Origin of the sequence: Pseudoalteromonas sp. SR41-1, assembly GCF_014164015.1 — a bacterium.
In the GTDB taxonomy this organism is placed as follows: Bacteria; Pseudomonadota; Gammaproteobacteria; order Enterobacterales; family Alteromonadaceae; genus Pseudoalteromonas; species Pseudoalteromonas distincta.
Genome location: NZ_JACJEK010000012.1, coordinates 1 through 25,886 on the forward strand (window position 1 = coordinate 1; position 25,886 = coordinate 25,886).

15 protein-coding genes and 1 pseudogene are annotated in these 25,886 nt (G+C 35.8%); 6 read left to right on the forward strand and 10 right to left on the reverse strand.

What is annotated here, in order from left to right; translation table 11 throughout:
- From H5118_RS11760 to H5118_RS20845, 3 genes and pseudogenes are all read left to right on the forward strand, one after another.
- The coding region (locus H5118_RS11760) for a Y-family DNA polymerase (protein WP_259397979.1) at positions 1-1,051 on the forward strand (1,051 nt) is incomplete at its 5' end.
- A 503-nt stretch (positions 1,052-1,554) separates the two neighbouring features.
- Positions 1,555-1,827, forward strand: a pseudogene (locus tag H5118_RS20840) (NYN domain-containing protein); the annotation flags it as partial.
- Positions 1,828-1,863: 36 nt separating this feature from the next.
- On the forward strand, positions 1,864-2,325 hold the full coding sequence (locus H5118_RS20845; RefSeq protein WP_310736099.1) for an OST-HTH/LOTUS domain-containing protein: 462 nt from the start codon (positions 1,864-1,866) through the stop codon (positions 2,323-2,325).
- 1,410 nt (positions 2,326-3,735) lie between these two features.
- Here the strand turns inward: H5118_RS20845 and H5118_RS11770 are convergent.
- The 8 genes from H5118_RS11770 to H5118_RS11805 all read right to left on the reverse strand — a co-directional run bounded on the left by H5118_RS11770 (position 3,736) and on the right by H5118_RS11805 (position 20,414).
- Complete coding sequence (locus H5118_RS11770) at positions 3,736-4,353, reverse strand: transposase (RefSeq protein ID WP_259397980.1); 618 nt, start codon at positions 4,351-4,353, stop codon at positions 3,736-3,738.
- Between the two features lie 126 nt (positions 4,354-4,479).
- Positions 4,480-5,313: a tyrosine-type recombinase/integrase gene (locus H5118_RS11775; RefSeq protein ID WP_182748915.1), complete on the reverse strand. Its 834-nt coding sequence runs from the start codon at positions 5,311-5,313 to the stop codon at positions 4,480-4,482.
- Positions 5,314-6,141: 828 nt separating this feature from the next.
- Positions 6,142-7,566 carry a S41 family peptidase gene (locus tag H5118_RS11780; protein ID WP_182748917.1) on the reverse strand — a complete coding sequence of 475 codons (1,425 nt, stop codon included), beginning with the start codon at positions 7,564-7,566 and terminating at the stop codon, positions 6,142-6,144.
- A gap of 146 nt (positions 7,567-7,712) precedes the next feature.
- Positions 7,713-8,837: a helix-turn-helix domain-containing protein gene (locus H5118_RS11785; RefSeq protein WP_182748919.1), complete on the reverse strand. Its 1,125-nt coding sequence runs from the start codon at positions 8,835-8,837 to the stop codon at positions 7,713-7,715.
- A 542-nt stretch (positions 8,838-9,379) separates the two neighbouring features.
- Positions 9,380-11,575 (reverse strand): AAA family ATPase, encoded by a 2,196-nt coding sequence (locus H5118_RS11790; RefSeq protein ID WP_182748921.1) that lies wholly within the window; start codon positions 11,573-11,575, stop codon positions 9,380-9,382.
- A gap of 629 nt (positions 11,576-12,204) precedes the next feature.
- On the reverse strand, positions 12,205-17,928 hold the full coding sequence (locus H5118_RS11795) for an ATP-binding protein (RefSeq protein ID WP_182748923.1): 5,724 nt from the start codon (positions 17,926-17,928) through the stop codon (positions 12,205-12,207).
- Between the two features lie 531 nt (positions 17,929-18,459).
- The gene (locus H5118_RS11800) at positions 18,460-19,893 is read right to left on the reverse strand and encodes a DEAD/DEAH box helicase (RefSeq protein WP_182748925.1); all 1,434 of its coding nucleotides are present in this window, start codon (positions 19,891-19,893) and stop codon (positions 18,460-18,462) included.
- Positions 19,890-20,414: a hypothetical protein gene (locus tag H5118_RS11805; RefSeq protein WP_182748927.1), complete on the reverse strand. Its 525-nt coding sequence runs from the start codon at positions 20,412-20,414 to the stop codon at positions 19,890-19,892. Before H5118_RS11805 ends, H5118_RS11800 begins: the two co-directional genes overlap by 4 nt.
- A 101-nt stretch (positions 20,415-20,515) precedes the next feature.
- On the opposite strand from H5118_RS11805, the gene H5118_RS11810 reads away from it, so the two are divergent.
- Positions 20,516-20,752: a helix-turn-helix domain-containing protein gene (locus H5118_RS11810; RefSeq protein WP_182748929.1), complete on the forward strand. Its 237-nt coding sequence runs from the start codon at positions 20,516-20,518 to the stop codon at positions 20,750-20,752.
- A 1,311-nt stretch (positions 20,753-22,063) separates the two neighbouring features.
- Here H5118_RS11810 and H5118_RS11815 read toward each other — a convergent pair.
- Complete coding sequence (locus tag H5118_RS11815; RefSeq protein ID WP_182748931.1) at positions 22,064-22,417, reverse strand: hypothetical protein; 354 nt, start codon at positions 22,415-22,417, stop codon at positions 22,064-22,066.
- A gap of 332 nt (positions 22,418-22,749) precedes the next feature.
- Entirely contained in the window at positions 22,750-23,073 is a 324-nt protein-coding gene (locus H5118_RS11820) for a hypothetical protein (protein ID WP_182748933.1), read from the reverse strand.
- Between the two features lie 1,401 nt (positions 23,074-24,474).
- Between H5118_RS11820 and nrdB the strand changes: the two genes are divergently transcribed.
- Together nrdB and yfaE are read left to right on the forward strand one after the other, a co-directional pair.
- Positions 24,475-25,605: a class Ia ribonucleoside-diphosphate reductase subunit beta gene (nrdB, locus tag H5118_RS11825; RefSeq protein WP_002961159.1), complete on the forward strand. Its 1,131-nt coding sequence runs from the start codon at positions 24,475-24,477 to the stop codon at positions 25,603-25,605.
- Entirely contained in the window at positions 25,605-25,877 is a 273-nt protein-coding gene (gene yfaE, locus H5118_RS11830) for a class I ribonucleotide reductase maintenance protein YfaE (RefSeq protein WP_182748934.1), read from the forward strand. Before nrdB ends, yfaE begins: the two co-directional genes overlap by 1 nt.
- Positions 25,878-25,886 lie beyond the last annotated feature (9 nt).

Below are 25,886 nucleotides of genomic sequence, written 5' to 3' on the forward strand. Positions count from 1 at the left end.
CTCTTCAAATTATGAACTCTACGCTGATTTGAGTGAGAGAATGATGACGGTCATTAATCGTTTTTGTGATGACCATTATGTTTATAGTATTGATGAGTCATTTTTACGTTTTACTGGTTTTTCTAAAATCATTGATGACTGGGCTGACTACGGACACACAATACGACGAGCTGTATGGCGTGAGACAGGATTGCCTGTTGGTGTAGGCTTTGGCACTACGCCTACGTTAGCTAAAGCAGCCAACCATGCGGCAAAAAAACTCTCTGGTTATAACGGGGTTGCTGTTATTCACGATGATATCTCACGCCAGGAAGTCCTGATGCGTATGGATGTTACCGATGTCTGGGGTATTGGCTCTCGACTCGGTAGAAAACTTAAGGTAATGGGGATTAAAAGTGCATGGGATTTAGCAAACCAAAACCCTAAAGCTATGAGGCGCATGTTCAGTGTTGTCGTAGAGAGAACTGTTAGCGAATTAAATGGTATTGTCTGTTTAAGTTGGGATGAAGTAAAGCAAGATAAAAAAGAAATATACTCAACTAGAAGTTTTGGTGAAAGAGTCACTGATTTAACGACATTAAAATCGGCTTTAGTAACGCATGCCGCAATTGTTGGGCGAAAACTTAGAAGGCAACAATCATTAACAAAGCGTATTGTTATATTTGCTGCCAGCTCGCCACATGAAGATGTGCACTATAAAAAATCACTTCTATATGAGTTTCCTATACCGACATCAGACACCAGCGTTATAGCTAAGGCTGTGTCTATGGTTATTGATGAAATTTATAAACCGGATACGCGCTTTTATCGCTGCGGTATAGGAGCGATAGAGTTAGAAAGTGAATTATTTAAACAAGCCGATATGTTCTCTGTGAGTGAGGATAAACCTAAAATGATGGAATGCTTAGATGCGATAAACAAACGCTATGGCGTAGGGACTTTATCAATAGGCAGTGAAAAGCTAACACAGAAGTGGAATATGAAGCGGGCTTTCTTATCGCCACATTATACGACTCGTTGGACAGATATCCCTATAATTAAATGTGATTGAATTAATTAGGTTAAACCAAGTATTGAATATAATAACAGCGTAATTGTTCTATACGAACACGGAGAACCTTTATTAGTATTTTCTTTATTAAAAATCTATTTTTATTTTGTGCATTAACTTAAACATTGCGATTAGTGAATACTGATAAAAAAGTTAAACTTAGCTTTGTTTTAATACTTGAATTCAAGTATTAAGTGCAATCATTATTAACCACCTTTTTGTGAAAAATAACTGGACTTAAAGTGTAGTGGTGGCAGTTGGAAAACCGAAAGTTCAGAGGCTATAGTTTACTGATTAATTGTGATGAAAGCAGTTGAAATTATAGATTTATTAAGTTTTACTAAACCTAATAAAAGGAATAAACAGGATATATTATGGAAAAAGTATTTGCAGTTTTAGTTGATGGTGAAAATTTTAAGTCAGAAGCCTTTTCACGAGTGCTAGCCGAAGTTGGAAAGCACGGCTCAGTAGCACTGAAGTGGGTATAAGCTGACTGGACGAACGGTTGTAGTAAATCATGGGAGAATGTTCTAGAAATAACCGCTTCTCAGCCAAAACAACAATTTCACTATACTAAAAAAGGTGATGCTGACCATGCCTTGATTATGGACGCAATAGAGTTAATTAATAATAACAAGCGTATAAACTCTGTGTGTTTGGTAACCAGTGATGGCGGTTTCGCTAGTTTAGCCCAACGTATAAGAGAATACGGTATTTATAGTATGGTTATAGGTGAGAAAAAATCACCTAAGAGATTAATTAGGGCTTGTGAAAACTTTGTCGATATAAATAATATAGATTTTGACGATACAATTGAAACTGACAAAGATCTCGATTTAGAGGCTTTATTAATAAAAGTATATAACCGTGCCGAAATTGATGGAGAAGCTTACCTAGGTAATTTTGGAACTGCAATCAAACGAATTGACCCCTCTTTCGACTATCGTAATTATCAAGTTGCTAGTCTCAAAAAGCTTATAAAAAGCTGTGATGATATTTTCCATATTACCCAAGAGACTAATGATCGCTTTTATTTCACTCTTAAGATGAAATTAGAAGGTGTCGAAGGGAAGCTTACCAAATGTTTTAAAGGTCAAGGGTATGGTTTTGCTAATTATAATAAAAGTAAGTTTTTTGTTCATAAAAGTGAATTCATTAACCCTGAAGATTGGAAAAATGTAAATCCAGGCTCAATAATCAAGTTCCAATTTGACGAGAAAAACTCGAAAAATGAGAATGAGATCCGTGCTTTAAATATATCCATCGCTAGTTAACTAAACAGTCAAAACAATGCTTTTCGACTATATTTTTGGCTTATGTCATTTATAGTCGTAAGCCCAACTACTTTTTATAGTAAAAACAAGCCGTAGTTTTTATAACAATCAATAGCTTTAGACTACCCATATCGCATAGTTCAGCTTAGAGCGATAAGCGGACGGTCGGGTAAACTCGTTTTTGGACAAAAATGAGTTAGAGCCGAAGGACGGCTCTGTGCCATGAGCGGACTGTCGTAACCTTAGACTCTTGTAAGTGCTCTATTGCTCAACATATTTAAAGGTATCAGCACCATCGAAAAACCTAACATGAACGGACTTAAATAGCTCAGGAGTAGCCATTCTAGTGTTGATTGCGACCCTATTTGTACCGTCATCTCTTTTTTGTGTGTAGTGAGTCGTACAACCACAAAAAGTGCAAGAATGATATGAGCGAACTTTGCTACCCCACAAATAAACAGTAGCCTCTGACTTTACTTTAATATCAACTTGATCGACAGTGTAATAAGCCCAAAGAGCACCCAGCCGGTAACACATTGAACAATTACAACTGGTAATGGATTCTAGTAGCATGTCTGCTGTTATAACGATATTACCGCAATGACAAGTAGCTTTGACCATGTTTCCTCCTTGAACACTCAACGCCGCAAATAAACGGCAAAATTAGTTGGCTAAAAATTTGTGAGGTACGAACAAAGCCAACTAGTTTTTGTCCGCACTTTTTAATTTGCTTTGTTATATGCCGATTACCAATTCGCCTGCTTAGTTTTTTTATAACCTAGCCACATAGTAATTGCTAGCGTTAAACATCCCAACAAAATGAAAATAGCTGTTACATTTGGGGACTCTTGCACAATGCCAAGTTTTCCATTTAACCATGCAGGGAAGAATATACTAAACGGGATGTAGGTAACGATAAACAACAGAAACCAAATATATTGGCTGAACACGTTTAACAAACTACGACGATTAACCAGTTTAAGTTTATCTGCTAAATGTTTATGGAACTTTACGATACCCAAGCAGAGCCAAACATAGACCACAAATGAAACTACAAAAATAGTAATATTCACATAACTCTCTTAGGCATATAACATTTTAGTATTTATGCGACACGCTGTTTGTGTTGCATAATCGCTTGTTGGACTGAGCCGCTACCTGCTCGGTGTGTCAGAGTTGGTGTTGTTTATGCTATGGGAATTTGCTTTTTAGAGGCTCTAGCTAAATCAGCTAATTTAATAAGCTTACCTATTATAATTTAAGCTTTCCCTGCATTGCTCAGCGTTTATTATCTATTCATTAAACCGAATGTTTAACCGTTAAGCAAGGATATTTTTCGCTCGCACAGTCGCTATTAGCCTGAGCAATTAAGCAGGTTAACTTATTGATTTGATGCAGCAAGCAAGGCTGCTAACTCGTTCGCGCTATTTTATTTGTCGCCTCACCTAAATTCATCACACCAATAAATCGTAAGGTACCCGTCTTGCATGACTGGCAAGACCAATGGGGTATTAATCGTTCTTGCTCTACCTTCGGCTTCACCGCTTTGCATGGGGTTGCTGATACTTGAGCCTTTATTAACCCTAACTTTCGCTTGCGACATGCATTAGCTAAAAAGCCATAGTGGCGAATGCGCATAAACCCTTTGGGCAATACATGTTGTAAGTAGCGCCGTAAAAATTCATCACAACTCAGAGTCATGACTTTATCGCGGTTGTTATCTGCATAATCGCGATATTTAAAGCTCACTGTTTCTTCAGTCGCTGACACTAATCGCGATTCTGACATCACGCCTTTTCGGGTATAACGTGCAAGGTAACTGACTAACTTTTCACTGTACGTTAAACAGGCTTTGCTATACACGCACCATTTGGTTGGTGTGCTTACCTTCGCGAATGAACTATCGCATTCATTGAGCGCCGCGAGCATTTTCCCTCTAAACACTGTTGATAATGCTTTAACGGGGTATAAATAGCCTTTTTCTATTTCATGCCAGTGCGCTTGATCAAGCGCGCCTGCGGGTATCAAGCAATGCAGGTGAATATGCTGACGATTGAAGGTGTTGGCAGACTCGTAACTGTTGATAACTCATTATGTGGTGCTGCCGATAATTCCCAAGGCCAGAATTTAAAATATCAGCGAGGTGCAAGCCGCTCATTGGTTCCCCCAACTTGCGAGTAAATCAATACCACCATGCCCTGATTCAGGTAACCAGTGTAAGTAACTTTGCGTGGTTCTAATGTCACTGTGACCAAGCTGATGTTGAAGTTGATGAAGCGGCATCCCTAACTCAAGTTGATTTGTTGCATAAGCATGGCGTAATACATGTGGATTACAGTGCTTTAAACCACACATTTGTGCATGTTTTTTCAATGCCTTTCTGAAGCTTGAGGGTGACATGGGTTTATCCATTAACCATCGTGAATAAAACATCCAGCCCGTTGGGTGATACATTTTCCAATAGCAACGTAATTGATTTAGCACGCTATCTGATACAACAACATAGCGTGACTTATCTCCTTTACCATGTTCAATTAAAATGGTTTTACGCTGTCCATCGATGTCTTGCACTTTGATGCGCAGCAGTTCGCCAATACGCAAACCACATCCATAACACACCACTATCAATGTTTTTAAGCGCATATCCGTGCAACTTTCTATAAGTCGTCGAATATCATCACGCGATAAATAAGTAGGTGCCCGAGGTTTCGCTTTAGGCAAGGCTATGTCTAAGTTCAGTGGGCGGTGTAAAATATTCTTAAACAAAAACCAGATACTGTTTATTTGTATTTTTTGACTCGCTCTGGAGAGCTTGCGAATAGCGGGATCTTTAAAAAAGATATTCAGCTCATCATCAGTAATTAAATCGAGTGGTTTATTAAAATAATGGCTGAGTTTAAGCAAATGCTCGCAGTAGCTTTTACAGGTACTTTGTGAATAACCAAGATAGGCTATTTCAGTTTTGACTTGTTCAATGAGTGTATTCATGACTTACCTCCAAGTTATGGGATAACCCCAAGGTAAGTGTGGCTCAAATGGTCAGAATAGGATCTCCGCGTAGCGGCTTAGTTCAACAATTTAATAGTGCGCTCGTCGCGCATATTTCTGCCGACTTAACGCTCATTTATCTACTTTATATAGTTTTAACAAATTACCTAAGGCATTACTATCACTAAGTTTTCTAAATTTTTTAGGTAAAGTTAAACGAATCAATATGCGCGCAGCGCTCATTTTCATGAATATATGCGCAAAAAGTAGTTTGACCAATCAATTAACGACTATATTTAGCCAATATCAATGACTGGTTATCGCTCATGGCTGTCTGTCAGATGAAGTCTAAACTTATTCTCTTAAATTGTAAGATCAGATATGAGCTAGGAAAGATTAATTTAAAGCAATAGTTGGTTTGCGTTTTTTCTCATTTACTCTTAATTCATTTCTCTTTGTGCCATATGTTTTGTCTTTGCCAGAATAAAACGAATACTTTCAACTTGATGGTTGAGGCAAATTAAAGTTAACGATTCATAAAGAGGGTAAGAGGCGCTGCGCTTTTAAAGCAAAGATTAATTGAATAATTCTTAACTATTATTTCAGATTTGATTTTTAGATTTTGCTCAAATCTGATATTCGTATATGTGGCATGAGCAGACATCGAAGGTTTTTAATGTCTGAAGTCAAAATTTGACCCCATTCACTCCTAAAACGAATTAGGTTAACGTGTTGAGTTAAAGACGGGGTTGGTAAAACCCTCAGATTTGATTGAGCCTGCACGTTAACCGCTCTTATTTAAATGTTGGGTAACCCGTCTATATTCGTCTACCTATTAGCGGTAATATATTTTGCTAAGTGTTTCACTGCCTCATTCGAATTTATTACTTCGTTCGACACATAAACATCTGGTTCGATAGGTTGCTGACAATGCTCTTTTCCTGATGGGCGAGTAAAGATAAGTGTCGGCATGGTTAGTTCTAAATTAGAACCAGACAATACATGAGTTTGTATACGTCCAGTAGTGCAAGACCTTACATTTGAATGACCCGCGATGACAGCCTGACGAGAGTCCTGTAGTGAGGTTAAAAACAAAATAGTGGATGAATAACTGAGCGGCCCCATTAGTAAATATGCCCGTCCAGGTATCTTTAAACCCTTATGCGCGTCGACAGGCACTAATTGATTAAATGTGCCTTCAATAACCTCACCTTGATTACCTTTAATAGGTCCTAGTTTGATATTTCGTTCCGTCATACGAATTTTAAAGTTTGACAGAAATGGAAATGGCCTGCTCGCAATGTATGGTGCAATACCTTGCTGCCAATAGTGATCGGTCCCCCCAGGGTTATGGCGAACGTCGATAATCACATCTTTGACGTTCGCATCCTTAAACGCCTGCCACGTTTCATCTAGAAATGTGAAAAAAGGTTGTTCTTGTTCTTGAGAATAAAAAAAGCGATCGACACGCAAATACCCTATGTCATTGTCTAGTATTCGACTTTGGACAAATTCCCTCACATCAGCATTGTGATTTTCCGGCTCATCAGTGACACCCATTATAGAGAATTGCTTGCGCTTATTTTTATGCATAAACTCAATTTGATAATCTTTGCTACTACCAAACAGTAACCAGTAGATTTTTTTAAATCGACTGGCAGTAAAAGCAGCCCTAAACTCTAATGAGTCGCCATACATTCTTGCCAACATAGTTTCAATTATTTTTGATGCCCTAACTCCGTTGACTGAGGTAATCTCATCACCGATTTTAATATCTGAATGGCCCTCAATAGTTTCCGCCACAAGCAAACGTTGGGATGCATCTATCATTACGTCAAATGGAAATAGCCGACCACCGTTCTGAATGTGGTTCTTAAATTGATCATCAAGCTGTGGCGAAGCAATTAGCATGTGTCCATCTTTAAAGTAAGGATTCAGCTGAGAGAAGTATTTCCATGCTTCATAATGTGTCATGGGTGAAGTTATACCTTCTGACAAGGACTCTATCTGCGATTTAACTTCAGATACATCCATAGTAAAGCCCGGGTCTGGGTGGATCGTATCAAGGCGTTGACTTAGCTCAGTCAGGTTGCTTTTTAATGCCTTAATGCTCACTATCTTGCCAGATGAAGGCAGGTTAGTATGAGTATTCCCTTCTTGCGTTTTTGTGTTTTTTGTAATTGACTTTGGTTCATTCAGGCTAGTGCAGCCAATTACAAACGCAATAAAAAAAGTTAAAATTATAGTCTTCAATTTTTGTCCTCAATTCTATTTTCCACTAATTAAATCGTCTGATGAATATTGTTATCCACGGCGATTAGAAGCTGCATTAAAGAGGAGTCTAAGAGAAAAATCGTCTGATTTGGACGAGTTGGACGTGCGATTCGGTCGATTCGCACTCATTCGCTATCGAGTTTCAGCTGTTTCCTATACTGGCTTGGGGTCATTCCTTTGAATTGCTTGAAAACGGCATTAAAGGTACTTTTTGAGGAAAACCCAGCAGATAGAGCTAGATCAAAAAGTCTCTCGTTGGGATTAGAAGAAATTTGAGAACAGACTGTTTTTATTCTGTATTCGTTGACAAATTGATAGAAGTTCTTATTTGCTTGTTGATTGAGGATTTCAGATAAGTGATGACTACTTAGGTTGGTATACTTTGCTAGCGCGTCTAAGGTAAGTTCACTTTCTAAATAAGGTTGCTCATCTTCCATATACTGAACGATGTTTTCTAATAATTTGGTTTTAGTTTGAGAGTCAAAGTATTGTGGTTTGGTTGTCGAGTTGAGAACTTTCGTTGGAGTTTCACTCAAGTTATCAATCGTAAATAAGTTTGGCTTACGCCATTGAGCCATCGAAACGCTGTATATCAATGTAAAGGCTATGAGATCACTTACAATACCCAAAGAATAATTTGCGCCGATTATTATGCTGACAGTTTCTGTCAAGAACATCCCTGCGTACAAACTTAATACTATCCATAACCAAGTAAATATTTTGGGATTAAAGTTGGAAAGCGTGTCACGTGCATGGCGTCCACTTTTGGTTATCAGTTTGACACTCAATGCTAAATAAAAAAATGCCTGTACGAACATAATAATCTGAGTCAGCAGTAGAATGTTTTCTTTATGTAAGGCGTTATTGGCGATGTTGATTTTTTCAGCAGGGGTGGAAAATAAAAAATCTATATTTAAGAGAAGACAAAGTAATAACGGCGTAGCATGAATACAATCCTTTATATGGAATGACTTTTTAATTATCGATGACCGAAAATACAAATATAAAAATGCACCAAAACTGGCGGGAACAAAGTAGCCCCATCCAATTAAATTGGCAAAAAAAGTATCATCAGCATGCACTACAATCAAAGGGCTGCAGAAATAAAATGCTTGAAAAAGACACCAAACGCCCATTATGCGCCCAGCATTGTTAACGCCAGCACTAAACAAGAGCATTGCTGCTAATAAAGCCCCTTGGAATGTTCCGATGGCATGAAGATATTGCATTGGCAAGGAAATAAACAGCATTGGGATAGTTGTAAATAGAAATCAGATATATATTTAATGTTCCTAGATTAGCAGATTGCTAAACTTATTGTTAGCTGTGTCTGACATATTATTCAGTTTGAGCTGTAGAGGTAATTCCAGCGAACAGAGCAAACGAGGCTCACCCATTAGAAAGTTCCTATCAAGCAGACATCTGTGTTTACTTTGTCTTTCATTTAAAAAAAACAAATGTTCTTACTTTTTGAACTCACTTTAAATATGGATATATATCTAGTAATGGCGTCGATTGGTGTGAATATGCACCAGTCACTCATATGAATTAAGGTCAGTGGCTTTCGCCTCAGTCATTGTTGATTACCAATGTCAGTGCACTTTTGGGCTGAAAAGCCGAGGATCAAACCTTGACTTCAGCATCAAAGCTTTTGATTGACTGCTTCTCGCTCATAGCAGTCTGTCTAATGAAGTCTAAACTTATTCACTTAAACTGTAAGATCAGATATGAGCTATTACAAATAATGAATTGATTTATTTGAACTTAGAAAGTTATAGTGCCAACAATCTTGTCAAAGCATCATTTTGTTATAATGCTCTTCAAAATCTGTTCTGATAAATACATCCTTAAATTTGGCAATAAATCTCTCTGAATCGATTTCTCCAAGATCTGTAATGTTTACGGAGTCAGAGTGAGACTCTCTATTTATGAACCTGAAGAAAGGTGAAAATTGTGCATCCGTTTCTTCTAATTCATCCAAGGCGGCTTTTAAAGCATCTGTCTTATGTACAAAAGAAAAGTAATACTCGAGAATATTTCTCATAATATTAGGTAAAACAATGTTATTTGTAGTGCCGTTTTGAGCATCTTTTATGATCTGCCAATATGATTGGTAATCATTTTTTATATCACCTTTCTCCATAGGTAAAATGTTACTGTTCGTATTTTTTAATACCCTAAACAAACTACATTTGTTATCAAACTTGTCATTACCTGCATTATCTTTCCCTTTAGGTAAATATTTCATCACTTCATGCAGGTAATAGAGGCTATGAGTAAGTAAGATCACTTGTGCATATTGGTAGCCTTTAATAAGTCTTTTGTGTGTGAGAGCGCCTATTTCATATATGTAATTATGAGAAAGGCTCGATATAGGATCGTCTACAACAATAATTTTCTTATTTTTTGGGGTTGAGGAGTCACTGTTTACACTTCCCTGGCACAATTCTAAAAAGTATAGATAAGTAATGAGCGTTTTTTCTCCTTCACTGAGCGACTTATATACGTCGTGACAGCTCGAAGAAACACCTCGACATAAGTAATAATGGTTACTTTCTCCTGGTTTCTGTTTAATCTCGAAACCTTCTAAACCTATCGATTTTATTTGGTTGTTTATGCTGATTACGGACGTTTCAATATTGGTAATTAATTTACGATTTTCAGCGATAACGTCATTTTGAGTTTGAATAGCTATGGTGAGGACTTCTTCTCCCCCTTTAACTGTTTCTACATCAGTTTTAATAGATTCAATTAAAGTATCGTGAGCTTTTATAGCTACATCGTATTTTATACGAACCAAAGACCAAAACTTCTTTTTAATAGCTGCGAGAGACTCTTTTTTCTTGCTGAGCTTAGTGTTGAAAGCCCTTCTAGAAGTGTTTTTATCATTAATAATATCATTGAGAGCCTGAACTAAACCAGACGTATATTCCAGGCTAACTTTGATGCTTGGATCATCTAACTTTTGTACTAGCTTAGTAAGGTTTGCTTGCAGTACACCTGAAAGTTTTTCTTTTGCCAGGTCAAACTTTGTATCATTAAGAGCTGTATAGTGAGTAGCTGATAATGCTTCGTTTAAAGTTTCGATAGATTGTTCATATCCGCTTTTTAGAGTCTTTAATTCATCCTTTTTTCCTTCATATGATACGTCAAAAAGGTTGTTTATATTTTCAATTAAATCCTCATCTATAGCTTGTTGGCAGAACGGGCATTTACCTTCAGCATCATCGAGATAAATGCGCCCTTTATCAACCCAGGTAAAGTTTTTTAATTTCTTCACTAGCTCCGCTAGATAGCTTTCACTAGAGCCAACAATTACCTCAGTTAAAATGGTATTTGATTCACTTGATGCCAGGTTTAAAACAACATTAGGAATCATACTTTTTGGTACAGCACTTTTATTATTTAACTCTTTAGATTCAGTCGCTAAACTTTCAAACGTGTACTCAGGTGTTTCGATGAGGTCTGTTTTTAGAAGTTCATCATAAAACGCAGAAGCCGAACCTTTAAAGCCAATTAAACAGTGGTCCAGATCTTTTTTGTCATGCTTTTTTTTAATCTCAAAGCAATTATCTTTAATTGTTTTAACTTGAGCTATTTCTTTATCTTCGTGCTGTTTTTTAAGCGTTTGCTTTAGGGTTCTTTGCTCTTCTAATCTTACTATTTCTTCTTCAGCAGCACTTATAGTCTGTTCAGCCGTTACATTTGTTTTACCTAAAGTAAACACTCCCTCAAAGCTATCTTGAGAGAAGTTTTTTTCAACAAAGTCTGTGTTATAAACCTGAATTTGATAGTCTTGAGCGTTGGGTAACACATGACTGCAATTGCTATAATTACTGTGTGTTGTGTCTTGCAAATATCTTGCTACTGTAGATTTTCCAGTACCGTTATGACCATAAAACAATACTACTTTTTTATTTGTGTTTAAAGATACAGAGGTAGGATTTTGAAAGCTCGCTACTCCTTGCATAGAAATTGATTCGATCATATACCTAATCCTTGGTTACTACTAAAAGCGACGTATAAATTTAACAAAAAAAATTACACATATATGTGTTGGAAATCAAGTTCTATAAGTTTTGGCAGCATATGTAGATATTAGAAACAAATAAAGGTTTAATTTTTTAATGAACTAAACACGTCTTGGGGCAGAAATGAGCTTGGACTTCCCTGCTTTCACTAGATACCGGCTTATAATCTTAAAGTACAAAACGGAAGTTAGCTTCCGGTTTGTAAGCCTATATTGCTATATTACGGAAGCAAACTTCCGTTTCTAGGACTTCAAAGGTAGTTATCGGAAATATACTTCTGTTTTTTGCTAACGTTAACCTAGATAGCTATATGAGCAACCTTTAGGGTCTTATTTGAGCGATGAGCAGACGGTCGGTTAAACTCGTTTTTGGACATTTCTGAGTTAGATCATCAGCTCTATTTTTTGGCTTCAAATAACCTCTGATATTGCAAATAACCAGTACTCGTTGCTGAGGCTGACAGTTTTTCGCTCGTTATTGGACAAAAAGAACTTAAGGTTATTATATTAATCAATAGTAATACTCATTAGATTTTGTAGGGGAAACGAGGGAACTTAGCTGATTACCTCGCCCTGATTAACATTAGCTAGTACTGGTCAAGACTAAAATTATATTCATCAATATTGAAATCATCATAGTGATTTTCTCGAGTTAAAACTGATACAGAACAGAGATAAATATCTGGCTTATCTTGTAACTCTCTTTCTAACCATGCATTATTATTGTGATCGAATATGGTACACGTGCCATAAAGTGATTTGATTTTTTTGGGGTGAGATAAAGAATGTACTGAAGGCCAAAATATAGATTCTGCAATCTGTTTCTCACCCAAAAAAAGTGATGTTTGAAAAGCATTATGCTTAGCGCTGATTTTTTCATCAGTAAGCGGTATATACAGCCCTCTCGATTCAAGATCAATTTGCCAATACCCTATCCTTGTAAGAGGATGAATAGTACCAAATAATGGGTGGCAGTTATCATACTTACTGTAAGAGCTAAGTTTGGTCTTAAATTGTAAATCAGTCCTTAGTTTATCTCCAAAACTAAATCCAATATCACCACGTGATATATTAAAATCCACATCATATTGATTTGTTTTTTTCGCTAAAAGAATCGTTATATCGATCCACTTGTTTGAATCAATCTTGAGAGGAAACGACAACGCTCCAAGATCCAAAACCTCACTATAATTAGTTATACAATTACCTAAATATTTACGTATATTACTTTCAGATACATCTTGACCAAACTCCCATTCAGGTAGCCAAACTGGCTTATTCTGAATAGATGTTACATATACAGGCTCTACAGGAAAAGCAAGAGTAGAAACAGATTCTGAATAATCACGAGGCATGCCAAATACGTTTTCCGCTATATTTAGAACATTGAGAAATGCTGACCGACCTCGATGACTATTACGAGTAAAAAAATTACCAGTACTTTTACGATCACTACTCAGGAAATAATCAATATTATCCCAACGAGGTTTTATTCGCTCACAACTGTTTATCCATTCTGAGTGATATAAAATCAAGAAAGGAATTCCAGTTTTTTCTTCTAGATTTTCTAATTTAGAATGGAAAGCTAGTGGTACTTCGGTTCCTTGCGCTTTCTGAAAGCCAAAATCATTTGCATAATCATTAAAATCAGGTACGAGTTCTTTTGCATATTCACCATAGCCATCAATTTTCAACAGTATTACATCTAAAATCATATCTGAGAGTCTAGAGCGAGCTTTTATATAAAAAGCTATATTTTCTTTTGCTTCATAGCCTTTCTGCTTTGCCAACCAGAATACCACGAGTATTTCAACAACTTCTGATTCTAATAATTTTCTTGCTAATTCAGCAAGCAATAGCCTCTCGATGTTAACTGTATGAGTTTTGTCACAGAGTAAACCAGCTATTTGGCTAGCAACTTGGAGTTTAATTTTAGGTACAGGCCAGGCAAGTCGACTAATCAATATATTTGCATTTTTTAAATCTTCGGATTCCCCAACCACCCATGACCAATTAGGTTGTACTAAAGGTAAATTAGCAGTTTCTTTTTCAATTTCACAAATCATTGATAAAGCTAATGAATTAGCTTCATCTACTCTATTAGCTTCGGCTAAGAGGAATGCTAATGTTTTATTAGGGATGATTAAATTACCTACCTCTTTGCTCCAAGGATCAATCTGAGTGGTAGTTTTAGACAAGAATTCATTAACTCTGCTTGGATAATGTTTAGCCACCTTTTTAAGTCTATCAAGTGAAGCTTCTGAAGTCTCATACCAAGAAGACCAACCTCGCATTTCGACTTGAGCTTTCACAAGTACGTTAAACGCTTTCCGAGGTCCATATATTTGTCTACAACTAACAAATAAAGGGTCTAGAAGATATTTAGAATTCCCTAGATCTAGCTCTTTTTCCAATAAAATAGAATATAGATGATTTACTAACTCTGACTCTTCTCCTCTAGTAAGCCAGAAGTTATACCACATTAAATAAAACTCTTTCGAAGGTCGGCAAGTTAACAGAATATCAAATTGGCTAGGAAGATAATCAGCAGGATTTAACTTACTTTCATCCTTCGCTACATCTTCTTCTTTATTTTCGTCTATGGAAATTTCAATACCAGAGCGGTTTAACTCGTCAATTATATTTTGAGCAGATAAATCCCCATCACCTGCTCGACTCGATATGATTTTCAACTGGTCATTCGTTAACCCAGTGAAAGAAAGTGCTTTCGCGAAAATTGATGAAAGATCTGTGTACTTCAAAAAGTATTCAAGAGAAGTATCTGCGTGATACCACTCTCCGTCATTGACTTCTTGATTGTATTTTGAAGCTATTGCAGAAATATTGTATTTAGCGCTAATCCTAGCAATATCAGATAAAGCAAACCGAGTATGGTCACCATCAGTAAACTCGCACACATTAAAGGCTAAAGGAGCTACCCGCTCTAATAAATTGACAGCCTTGTCAAGATCTCTATCCGCAATGTATTCTATAGCTTCTATAGTATCATTAATCGTCATGTCTTTATGGTGTACATAGCCTAATACGTAATCCCATGACAGCTTAGTGTGCCATTTCATCGAATCATAATTAGCATGACGTAAAGCAATTGAAGCTAGTTCCACATTTCTATTTGTTCTTGCATTCGTATCCTCTAATGTATGAGCTTGGTGAGTAATATCTTTTTCAATTAATAGATTTACAGCTTCATCAGTAAGTAAGTTGTCTCCACTCTCATAGTACCAAAGCCTAAACCATTCAATGTCTAATACATCAATTTCGAATGCATTTTTTAATATGGTATAATCAATCTTACTTCGACTGAACACTACTGCACAATTTGCTGCGATACGTATCCAATCTCGCTTAAATTTAATATCTTCTCGCCTTATGTTCCAATTTGTTGAGGTGCTTTCTTCTATAGCAGTGCTCATGAAACATAAGTCATCAAAAGTTACTTCTCCGTGTTCTATAAAAATCTCAGAGAACATATCAGCAAAAATACAAAGCTGTTTGTAATATTTAGACAGATCGATTCGTTCACGTTCTACGTTTACAGAAAGCCAGCAGAAGTCACCACAGGCATTTAAGCGAACAAGTAAACTTTCATAAAACCACTCATCGTAAGAAACTTTAGGCGTTATATTACCCCCCCCGACACTGTAGATTGTAGAGATTGGTAGTTGTTTAACTTTACCTACTTCCTTATATAAGATTGATAGATGACTATGTTTAAAATTATTAAATTCTTTCCAAGCTGTTAAATCTACCTCTTCCACAATACTTAACATGATCGTCGCAGTTTCGATTAAATATTTAGTGTTTTCATTGGTAACCTTACTATGCAACTTGATTAATAATCTTAAGTCACCCTTAATTTTTAAAGCAGTAATAAACTCATTTATATATTCGGTAGGCCATTTAAGTATGTGTTCATTATTGCTTAACCATGCTCCATCAAAACACTCTGTTATCACAGATGCTCGAATAAGAAGTAAATCGTCAGAACGGCTATTACTTTGCATTCTCGAGCTATATATATCTAATTCACTGTGGTGACGACTAAGGGCTAGTTCAGTAATTTTTTTAGCATTATATTCATCCTCTCTATACCAAAGAGTAATTGCTAAGATAGACAGCATCTTAGGTGAATACTCAGCTTTCATTGCTATTAGTTCATTTATCAAACACGAATGAGCAGAAACTAAACTGCTTATCTTCAATTTTGATAAGTCCTCGAGCTGAAAATTTGGACCATTAATCAACCGCGCTTTTAAAGAACGATGGCTATAAGCTTCATCGAACTTAAACTCCATAAACGCATAATGCTCCGCGCATTCAAGTAACCTTAAAATACTACTGTCATCATAACCTTCAGATAATCGTTCAAGTACCCACGTTCTAGTTATGCCTTCTCTAAGAGGTATTTCGTCACCTAAACGTCCTTTACATAGCCAAAGCCAGCATGCATTAATATGTTCTGGAGCACTATTTTCAAGCCAATGACATACTTTGGGTAAGAGCTTATCAACTCTAGCTTCATGTTCAGCAACGGTTTTAACAAATACAATTAAACTTTCATGAAAAGGTCTCAAGCCAGATAATGAATCATGAAGTAAATGTACAACGCTATCAACACTAGGAGTGTTAAGAGGGTTCTCTTCCAACAGGTCAGAAAATGAATTCTGTGGCCAAAGAAAATTAAAGTCACAGCATAAGTGTAAAATATCTTTTTGAGGACCATTCAATGTACGCCAAATCGATTTGTAATAAGTTTCAATTTTACCGTCTTCACATGGAGGAAGCTGTTCTATTGCATATTTAGAAAGCCCATTTCCTGACGAGATTAAATATTCACACGAATATATAACATGCAGTGGGTAACCATTTGTAATTGATGTGAGAGCTTCGGCAGATTCGTTTAAAACTTCACCTTTGATTTCCTCATGGAACGTTTGCTTAAGACGATTTGATTTTAATTGATACTCCAAATAGCATTTTATTGCATTACCTGTCATTGCAGGTAACTCATCCCATTCACTTTTTGGGCATTCTCTAATCAATGAATCTGGCAGCATGGCTTCATTTACAGGTTGCGTGCCTATAACTAAAACAACATTATCATGGGTGGGAATTAACTGATTGAATAACTCATCAAGTGGTTTTTTGTTTTTATTATTATCCCGCCACACATGATCTAAACCATCGATAATAACCACAAAAGGAGTTTTGTTTTTTTTGTTAAAATCGCCACATTCTTTTAAAGCTAAATTTAAATTTTCCGATTCATATTTATTTAAATCTACAACATCATATTTACTCGTAATTTGAGTCATCAAATCTTCAGAAACTATCCTTGGACTTAAACGGTCATTGGTTCGATCGTCTAACGAAAGAAAATAGTGGTGTCTCACATATGGGATTTTATGCTCTTTTAATTCCTCACAGAAATAACTTAAATAAGTGCTTTTCCCCTTACCAGGGGAGCCTGTAAGTACATGTATATTCGATTCAAGTTGGATGATTTTTTGTAGAAAATATTGGTGAAAATCTTCATCCGGTAACACATAGTGCTCTGGAATAATAAAACTTTGAGGTATTGGTTCTGGACGTTTCGTAGATATCACGCCCCTTATATCTTCGAGCGTAATCCAACCACCTTCAGTCGGCTGATTTTTAAATTTAGACCAGTCCCTAGATTTATTAATTAGGCGGTGTACGCCAGCCTCATCGGTTAACTTTCTTAATGATTCTTCTATATCGATACTTAATGTTTTATAACTTAGGTCACTGTGATGAACGTCTAGAACAGAAAATAAGAGTCTAGCTTTTTCTTCACTACCAAGTTGCACTACTATTTCATCTTGTGTTTCTATTGGTATTAGATCGTAAATAATTTTATTATCATTTAACGCACATTCAACGTCTCTTTCTGGTATTTTGTTCGTGAGTAAAATAACGTTTTCTGTGTTTTCAATTGAAATATCATCAATTGCATCTGAAAATTTTTGAAGTAAAGTACGTGACCTTTCCGTTTTTCCACTTTTTTTCAGTAACCACTCCCAAGAAAGCAGATTATTATCAGTATTTGGGGTGAATTTCACTTGTATATAATCACGCTTTAAATTTTGTCGCTCACAAACGATGTCATCAATACCTTGGGGAATACAGTCTTCAGAGTCATCGACCTCGAAACCAATGCGCTTGTATCTAGTTGGAGAATTTAACCAACTAGCTAACAATTTAACACCATGTAGTGTTTGATATTCATATCCTGTATAAGTTATTGCGCTTGATTTGACCTCGAACATGCCACTTCCTAAGGTTTTACTGAAATTAATAAAAACATTATACATTGATTAATAGTCGTAAATAATCAAAGTTATACTGATGTTCCCTCGATTCTGTGAGCACCTTACATACATGAGGAAAACTTGGTCAAATTGCGGCTTGTTGAAATGAGACATTAATCAGTCTAAACACAGAAAGGGGCAGAAACGAGTTACGGCTAATAGTCGGCTTATGGCACAAACCGGAAGTAGCCCACTCATCATTAATTCTATATTTATACATTAAGGTTTCTACAGCCTTAATGTAATTAATTTAATCATTCAACTATCTACTAAATCTAAACCATTTAAATTTAAGGTGGGCTCTATTAATAAATCTCAATCTGTGTGCAACACCTTGCTTAAAATTCAAAATATTCTCAAGCTGCCGCGAATTCTCAACTTAAGTGGCGCTAGCCATACATCAAAGTAGTAAACATTCATTGTTTCTGCAATTGTGTCACTTGACTTCAAAGGCTTTCGTGAGCATTTACAATTGTTTTAGAGATGCTATCACCTCAACTCACTGAGCCCCAAGGCGATAGATTCTTGTTTAAATCGACCATAAATATTAACGACTTTCTCATATGAATTTGTTAAAAAATGTTCTTCCACGGTGCTACTAGTTTCGTCAAAGGCTTGATGATTAATAACTTTATCAAATACACTAAGTACCAACTCAGTTTTAGAGCTAGCTTTTTTCACCTTGTCGAATGTAACTTGGTCTGAAAACTCTGAGCCATCATCATTATCAGCACTGCTTTTCATCTTCTCAAATTTAACCACATCAGCTTCAAAAGGCACATCTTGCTTAACACGATATGCATATTCCAACAGTTTAGGCTCAGCAGGCATATACATAACTGCTTCTTGATTCTCTGAAAATGTTATTCTTAAAATTCGTCCTAAAATCTGCCGAAAATGCATTTCTGTTTTTATATTAGTCAGATGGCAACAAACCTGTAATCGAGGGATATTAGTTCCCTCGCTTATCATTCCTACGGAAATAATCCATTTAGTTTTTGCATGTCTAAATTGTTGAATAATGCTTGTTGGCTCATTTTCTTTGTACGTAACAACAACAGCATCTTCGTTGAAGCAGGCATTCATTAACGCTGCAATTTGCTTTGCATGCTCAACAGAGGAGGCAACAATCAATCCGGCCGCTTCAGAGTTTTTAATTCGAATTGCATTTAGTTTTACTTGAGCCGAAGAAATTACATATTTAATAACTTTCTCATTCTCTAGAATTTCCTGATACGGAATGATTGATTGCGATAATAAGCATTTAAAGCTAGTAAATATTTTAGTTTCATCGTCATCAACAACAGAAATGTTATTATTATCGATAGCGACTATCTGCGGAACACGGCAAACTTTATCTTTAATCGCCTCAGAAAGCCCATAAATGTAATCACATGATATTTTACTATCAGGGTGTAGGTATTTAGAAAGAACGATAGGAGCAGTGTCTGAGCGCCAAGGTGTTCCTGTTAACGCTAATGTATATTTAGCTTTATCTTGAATGTTTAATATTATTTGTTCGCCCCATGCATTTGCATTATCAATAGAAGACCCAGCACAATGGTGGATCTCATCAAAGATCACGAATACGCGATGCCTATGAAATAACTGCCAAAAATTTTCATCGAGATACTGTAAATTTTGGTAAGTTAGTGAATGACCTTTAGCCCCTAATAAACCATCAAATCGTTCATTAATTCTCAATTGCAAGCTTTGACTGAAGTCTTGAGAAACAATGGATGAAGGTGAAAAGCAAATGACTAAATCAATCAAATTACTTTTTAATAACTGATCGGCCAATTCAGACGCCATCAAAGTTTTTCCTGCGCCAGGAGTGGCTAAGGTTAAAAAATGACTATTACCATTCAAGTATTGTGTTAACGCTAAATTTATACTGCTTTTTTGCCATTGTCTTAGTTTCATATGTTCTCTAATGCTTTGTATTGTTTAAGTAAGCCTTCTATCGCTCTAATTTTTCCTAGTATTCTCGTGTTGTTGTCCCTCGCTTTATTATACTGCGGCTGTATATCACCAACGAGATCTGGAAATTCAGAATACAGCTCTTTATATGCTTCAGACTCCCCTATATTCAACAAAAGTTCTGCTTTATAATGGTTCAATTTACTAAGTAATTGTTCCTGCTTATCGTCATGTTGCTGAAGTAAATTCGATGGCTCACATTTTATTTGTAATGTTATTACTTCAACGTCAAACAACGCTGTTTTGTTAAAACGTGTCAACCCCTTCTTTTTCGATATATTTTTTTTAAGCCAGCGTTTTTTCACCAACTTTAAAAGTTCAGCATAAATTTTTCGTCTAACAGTCGCAGGCTCTAATGTAGAGTCATTTTTTAGGACCAAATAAGCTGATCGGACATCGCTCGTCGTGAAATGGTCAAAGTTTTTACCAACGATAATTTGAGCAACAAAAGGGTCTAATTTCAAAGTAAATCCTGATCAACTTAAAATAGTAAAGGGTATTATAGGGCGTGGTTCTTTAGTGCTCAACATGAAATTGTAATCATTTTGCCTAAAGGAAAAATAAGGTGAGTGATTTAGTTAAAGAATTTGGTAAAATGCTGCGTATAAAACGTAAAGCTGCTGGGTACTCTCAAGAAGGTTTTGCCGCCTACGTGGGTATCGAAAGAGGCAACTACGGCAAGATGGAACGAGGCTTAGTTAATATAAAATTAGAAACGTTGTACAAATTAACTAATGCATTAAATTGTGAATTTGATGAAATAATGCCACCAAGATTAAAACATAAAATTAATTTAGATTAACGTAAATCTACTCAATTACGCACTGGTTACATATTCATGGTTATTTATATGATTAAAATAAGTTTTTTTCAGGTATATTTACCCTAATGAATTATTAAAAAATAAGCTATCGAGTCTCTTTCCGATAACAAAATATCGTAATATTTTCTCACTCAATAGCTAACAAGGATTTTACCAACATGTTTGAACAAGTATTCAAAAATATAGATGACATCTTCCATAAAAACGCAGGTTGCACCTCCGAGCTAGATTACACCGAACAATCATCATGGATGCTTTTTTAAAGTACCTTGACGATCTTTAATTTATCAACTCTCAAGAAACTGAAATGATAATGGAAAGCTATGAATAGATCATCGACAAATCTTATCGTTGGAGCGCATGGGCAGCACCAAAAGATGCTGATGGCAAGTTCGATCTCAAAAACTCCTTGTTTGGTTCACCCATAGCAATACGTGACACGTTTGTTGGGTTTCAGAAGTATTTTTATGAGTAGGGAATAATTTATGCCAGCCATTACGCTTGACTTATTTTGTGTGCGTTTAAAACTAATGAAGAATTTCAGTTTCGTTAGCACACATCATTTTAATAAATAATGGCAGAAAATAATTACGTGCTTTATGAGTAAAGTACTGACCTTCGCCTTTAATTGGAGTAGTTAGTTTGTAGTAACTCAAATTTGAACTGACGCTTTAAAATATTATATCTGTCAGACTGCAAAATTTTCATGGAAAGCGATGGTATTTTTAACTATGACAAGTCAGATACTAATATTAAATTCCTATTATGATAAAATAGGTGTAGCTACATTAATTTATAAAATATTGTTATCACAATAAAACTTGTCCGATATACTTCATCTTTTATTGAGGATAATAAATATGACAACATATATAGCTATAGATCAAAATGGTAAAACGATTCATGTATCCACTTATACCGAAAGTGATGCCCGTCAGAAGTACTAGGTCACGGAAATATTGTCAGTCTCACAGAAGTTTAAAGTATCGGTTTACTAGTTTATATATTGAGTTATTTAAGAATAAACCTTCTCAGTATTTCAATTATTATTCTGATGATTTTTGTAATCAACAAAAATAACTAGTGGCCAGCGCCACTTAAGTTACTTTCATTAATCAGAGATTTAAACGCAGCATTGCAATAAAGTGCTGTCCCACCTTGCATGCAGGATTTAAAGAAAAGATTTTTGTCTGGTTTAAATGATAAGGTTTTGAGGCCATCCTCAATACCATTTAGGTAAGCCTTTTCAATGAGAGCTTCGTCTTCATCTTCGAAAACGAGAGGGTTAAATTAAATTAGCTTTTTATCACACCTGAGAGGTGTAAATTCCCCGCAAACCTTTAAATAGTTTCCTAGAGCAATATACGCCTTTTCGTTCAAAACAAGGTAATTCAAAAATAAGTTTACGTCGTAGGCTTGCTTTAAAGCTTCTTTTTCAACTTTGCAGCTAAACCCTTTTTTGACTATATCCGCTATTTTAGTTTTGCCGCTTGGAAAACCAAACTTGGCTAATATTACTGCTTCTTTAAAACTGAGATGATTTTCTTCGGCAATTTGGTCTGCCATCGATACAATATCTAGGTCAATAATATCGTATGTTCTATCTGGTTTATGTAATTTATAAATATCGAGTTCCTTTCCCATAAGTAATCCTTTGTGAAGTAATATTTGTGCTTATTAAAAATTATTGAAGCCAGAATATCAACATCTTCGGCAAAGCGAGCCAAATCTCATTGGATATTAGCCAAATTTTATTAGGCTGGATTACTATGGGAGTACGCGTTAGTTATACCTATACTGTATTCATTCATTAGCTTTTACTGTATTCATTCATTAGCTTTTAATGTAGAACTAGCAATATTTACATCATAAAATTTCTCACCTTTGCTTACCAAAGCCCCTAAGTATCTACAGTTATGTAGAGCTATGACCTTCAAAAGTAAAGTAAATAGACAGATTAGAAGGCGCTAATCGCCTTATTTATCTTCCATAATATCTTTAAGTGCAATGCGCTTTAGCTGAGTGCCATCGCGATACCCTTTTACTAAAAAATCATCTAATACAGCGCCAGTGTAAAAGGTGTAGCCATTTTCTTCATCAACGGGAAGCTCGTATACAGAGCCTGATATTTGAGACCAAATCCAATAATTCCCGCATTGTGATAAGTGAGGTAGAACCATTGAACCTGAGCTTACTCTCCATTCATTATCATCTCTCCACGAACAAAACAACACATAGCAGGGTTTACTATGAATTGTTTGAAACGTTAAAACAACCCAGCCTTCTGGCCTGTGTTTCATATGCAACTCCATCTCTTTAACATTAAAAATAAGTTCAAAATCTCCATTAACCTTAACTTAATCACCGAGAATAACCCCCCTTTTATCTTAAAAAAGGTATAAAAGAGCAACAAGAACAAATTCAAACTGCATTAATGATAACAATAAAACATAATTTTCGGCGATTTTACAAAGGAAATTAAAACATTTTAAAGAAAACACCTCAAAGGTCAGACTAACTCATTATTCTTTGGTCGAATTTATTTTTACAAACCTTCGGTCTAATTGGTTCAATTGAATTGAAAAAAGCTCCAGATATTTCCTATATCGTGGGAACCACATAAATCAAATTTAAGACTGACTCCTTTTAACTTCGATATTTTTATAATTTCTTGAATGGCACCTTTTAATCTTAGTTCAATTGAGTGGCGCATATTAAAACAAATTGGATAAATTAGGTTATCAACATTATCACCGTGTGAACTCATAACTCGTTGAAGTAAAATATTAGCAGCAAACGAGAAACCTTTTGAGTAATGGACGTACCCCGGATTCCCATTATCTCCGACGCGAACATTAGCCCATACAGGTCCACTTCCTGTAAAATTAGAATTACTGATAATTACCTCTCAATTTATGATGAAAATATAACGAGCCTGTTAAGAGGGAAATTTAATTGGCTAAAATATTGAGGAACGAAAAATAGCCATCTTATTATGTACCTGTTGAACAGCTTATATGTTGTTTTCTCTTACCAATTTCTTTATTTCGCAAAAGAAATCATGTTGCGTTGTTAATGAATCTAATTAGGGCGAATCCTATGAAGCATTATATTAGCCGAATTAAAAATAGCATTCTTTTTAGCGTCCATAATAATCGCCTCTTGCCGATCATGATAGAAATTATCGACTTCAAAAAAGTACTTTAGGTTATGCCCATCACTAGGGTCATAAATAACAAAATTGACAACACAAAAAATATAATTCACGCTGTTCGGCGTTTAAATGTGGAAAAATTTGATCTTTTTCAAAAATATTACAGTATGCTACATTGGGTACCCCAAAGACTGTGTTGGCCCATTTTAATTAAATAAATTAAAATGGGTCTATTGTTCAAAAATGTGATTTGTAAATGATTTATTATACTTATAAATTTGTAACATTATGGTTTGTACCAATTTCAAAAATAAATGATATTTCATTTATTTTTTCCTTTGCTTTAGTGTTACAATATTGCAATGTAACAAACAATATTTCTCGTGATACATCAAATGACAATAGTTACTTTATTCTTAGTGGGGTTCAACCAACCCACCCACACGATGTTACAAAAAAACACGGGCTATAATAAAATATAACTGCTGATTTTTATTTTAAGCGGGCATTTAGCCCGCTTTTTCTGATAGTTTTTTGAGTGATAAACATGTCTTATACTACTTTTAGCCGAAACCATAATAACCAAATGCAAGAGCCAATGTTTTTTGGCCAAACTGTAAACGTATCTCGTTACGACCAACAAAAATACCCAATTTTTGAAAAGTTAATTGAAAAGCAACTGTCTTTCTTTTGGCGTCCTGAGGAAGTAGATGTAAGTAAAGACCGTTTAGACTTTCAAGCATTACCAGATCACGAAAAGCATATATTTTTAAGCAACTTAAAATACCAAACACTGCTTGATAGTGTACAAGGTCGTTCGCCAAACGTGGCTCTACTTCCAATTGTATCGCTACCAGAGCTTGAAACATGGATAGAAACGTGGGCGTTCAGTGAAACAATTCACAGCCGCTCATACACGCATATTATCCGTAACGTAACACAAGCACCTGAGCTTATTTTTGATGACATTGTTAGCAACGATAAAATTAGCGAACGTGCTGATGCCGTAACTAAATACTACGATGACTTAATTAACTCTGTATCGCTTTACAACTTATACGGTGAAGGCAAACACGAGATTAACGGTAAAACAGTTATCATTAATTTATTTGAGCTTAAAAAGAAACTTTACCTGGCTATGATGTCAGTAAATATTCTTGAAGCGATTCGCTTTTACGTAAGTTTTGCATGTTCGTTTGCATTTGCTGAGCGCGAGCTAATGGAAGGTAACGCTAAAATCATCAAGCTAATTGCACGCGATGAAGCACTTCACCTTTCTGGTACTCAGCATATTTTAAACATTATGCAAGACGGTAAGGACGATCCAGAAATGGCGATTGTTGCTGCCCAGTGCCGCGACGAAGCAATTAAAATGTTTGTTGATGCTGCAGAGCAAGAAAAAGAGTGGGCTGAGTATTTATTTAAAGATGGTTCAATGATTGGCTTAAATAAGCATATTTTATGTCAGTACGTTGAATACATTACCAATGCACGTATGACTGCGATTGGCTTGCCAGCACAGTTTGAAAATAACAGTAACCCTATCCCGTGGATAAACTCGTGGTTAGTGTCTGATAACGTGCAAGTAGCACCACAAGAAGCAGAAATAAGCTCATACCTTGTTGGTCAAATAGACTCTCAAGTTGATGCATCAGAATTTGGTGATTTTGATTTATAATGAGTGACAAGTCTACTGCAAGCATAACGCTTGCAGAAAACAGCCAGTGTATAGAATTTATCGCTGGCTGCCCTTCTCTTCTACACTGCTTAGAATCCATGAAAATAGACGTCGCATTCCAATGCCGTGAAGGCTATTGCGGCGCTTGTAGAGCAACTTTAGTGTCAGGCAGTGTTGAGTATAACGCAGAGCCACTTGCGTTTGTACGCGAAGGCGAAATACTGTTGTGCTGCTGTAAACCCAATGGCAATGTAAGTATTGATCTGAAATAAAAATCAATA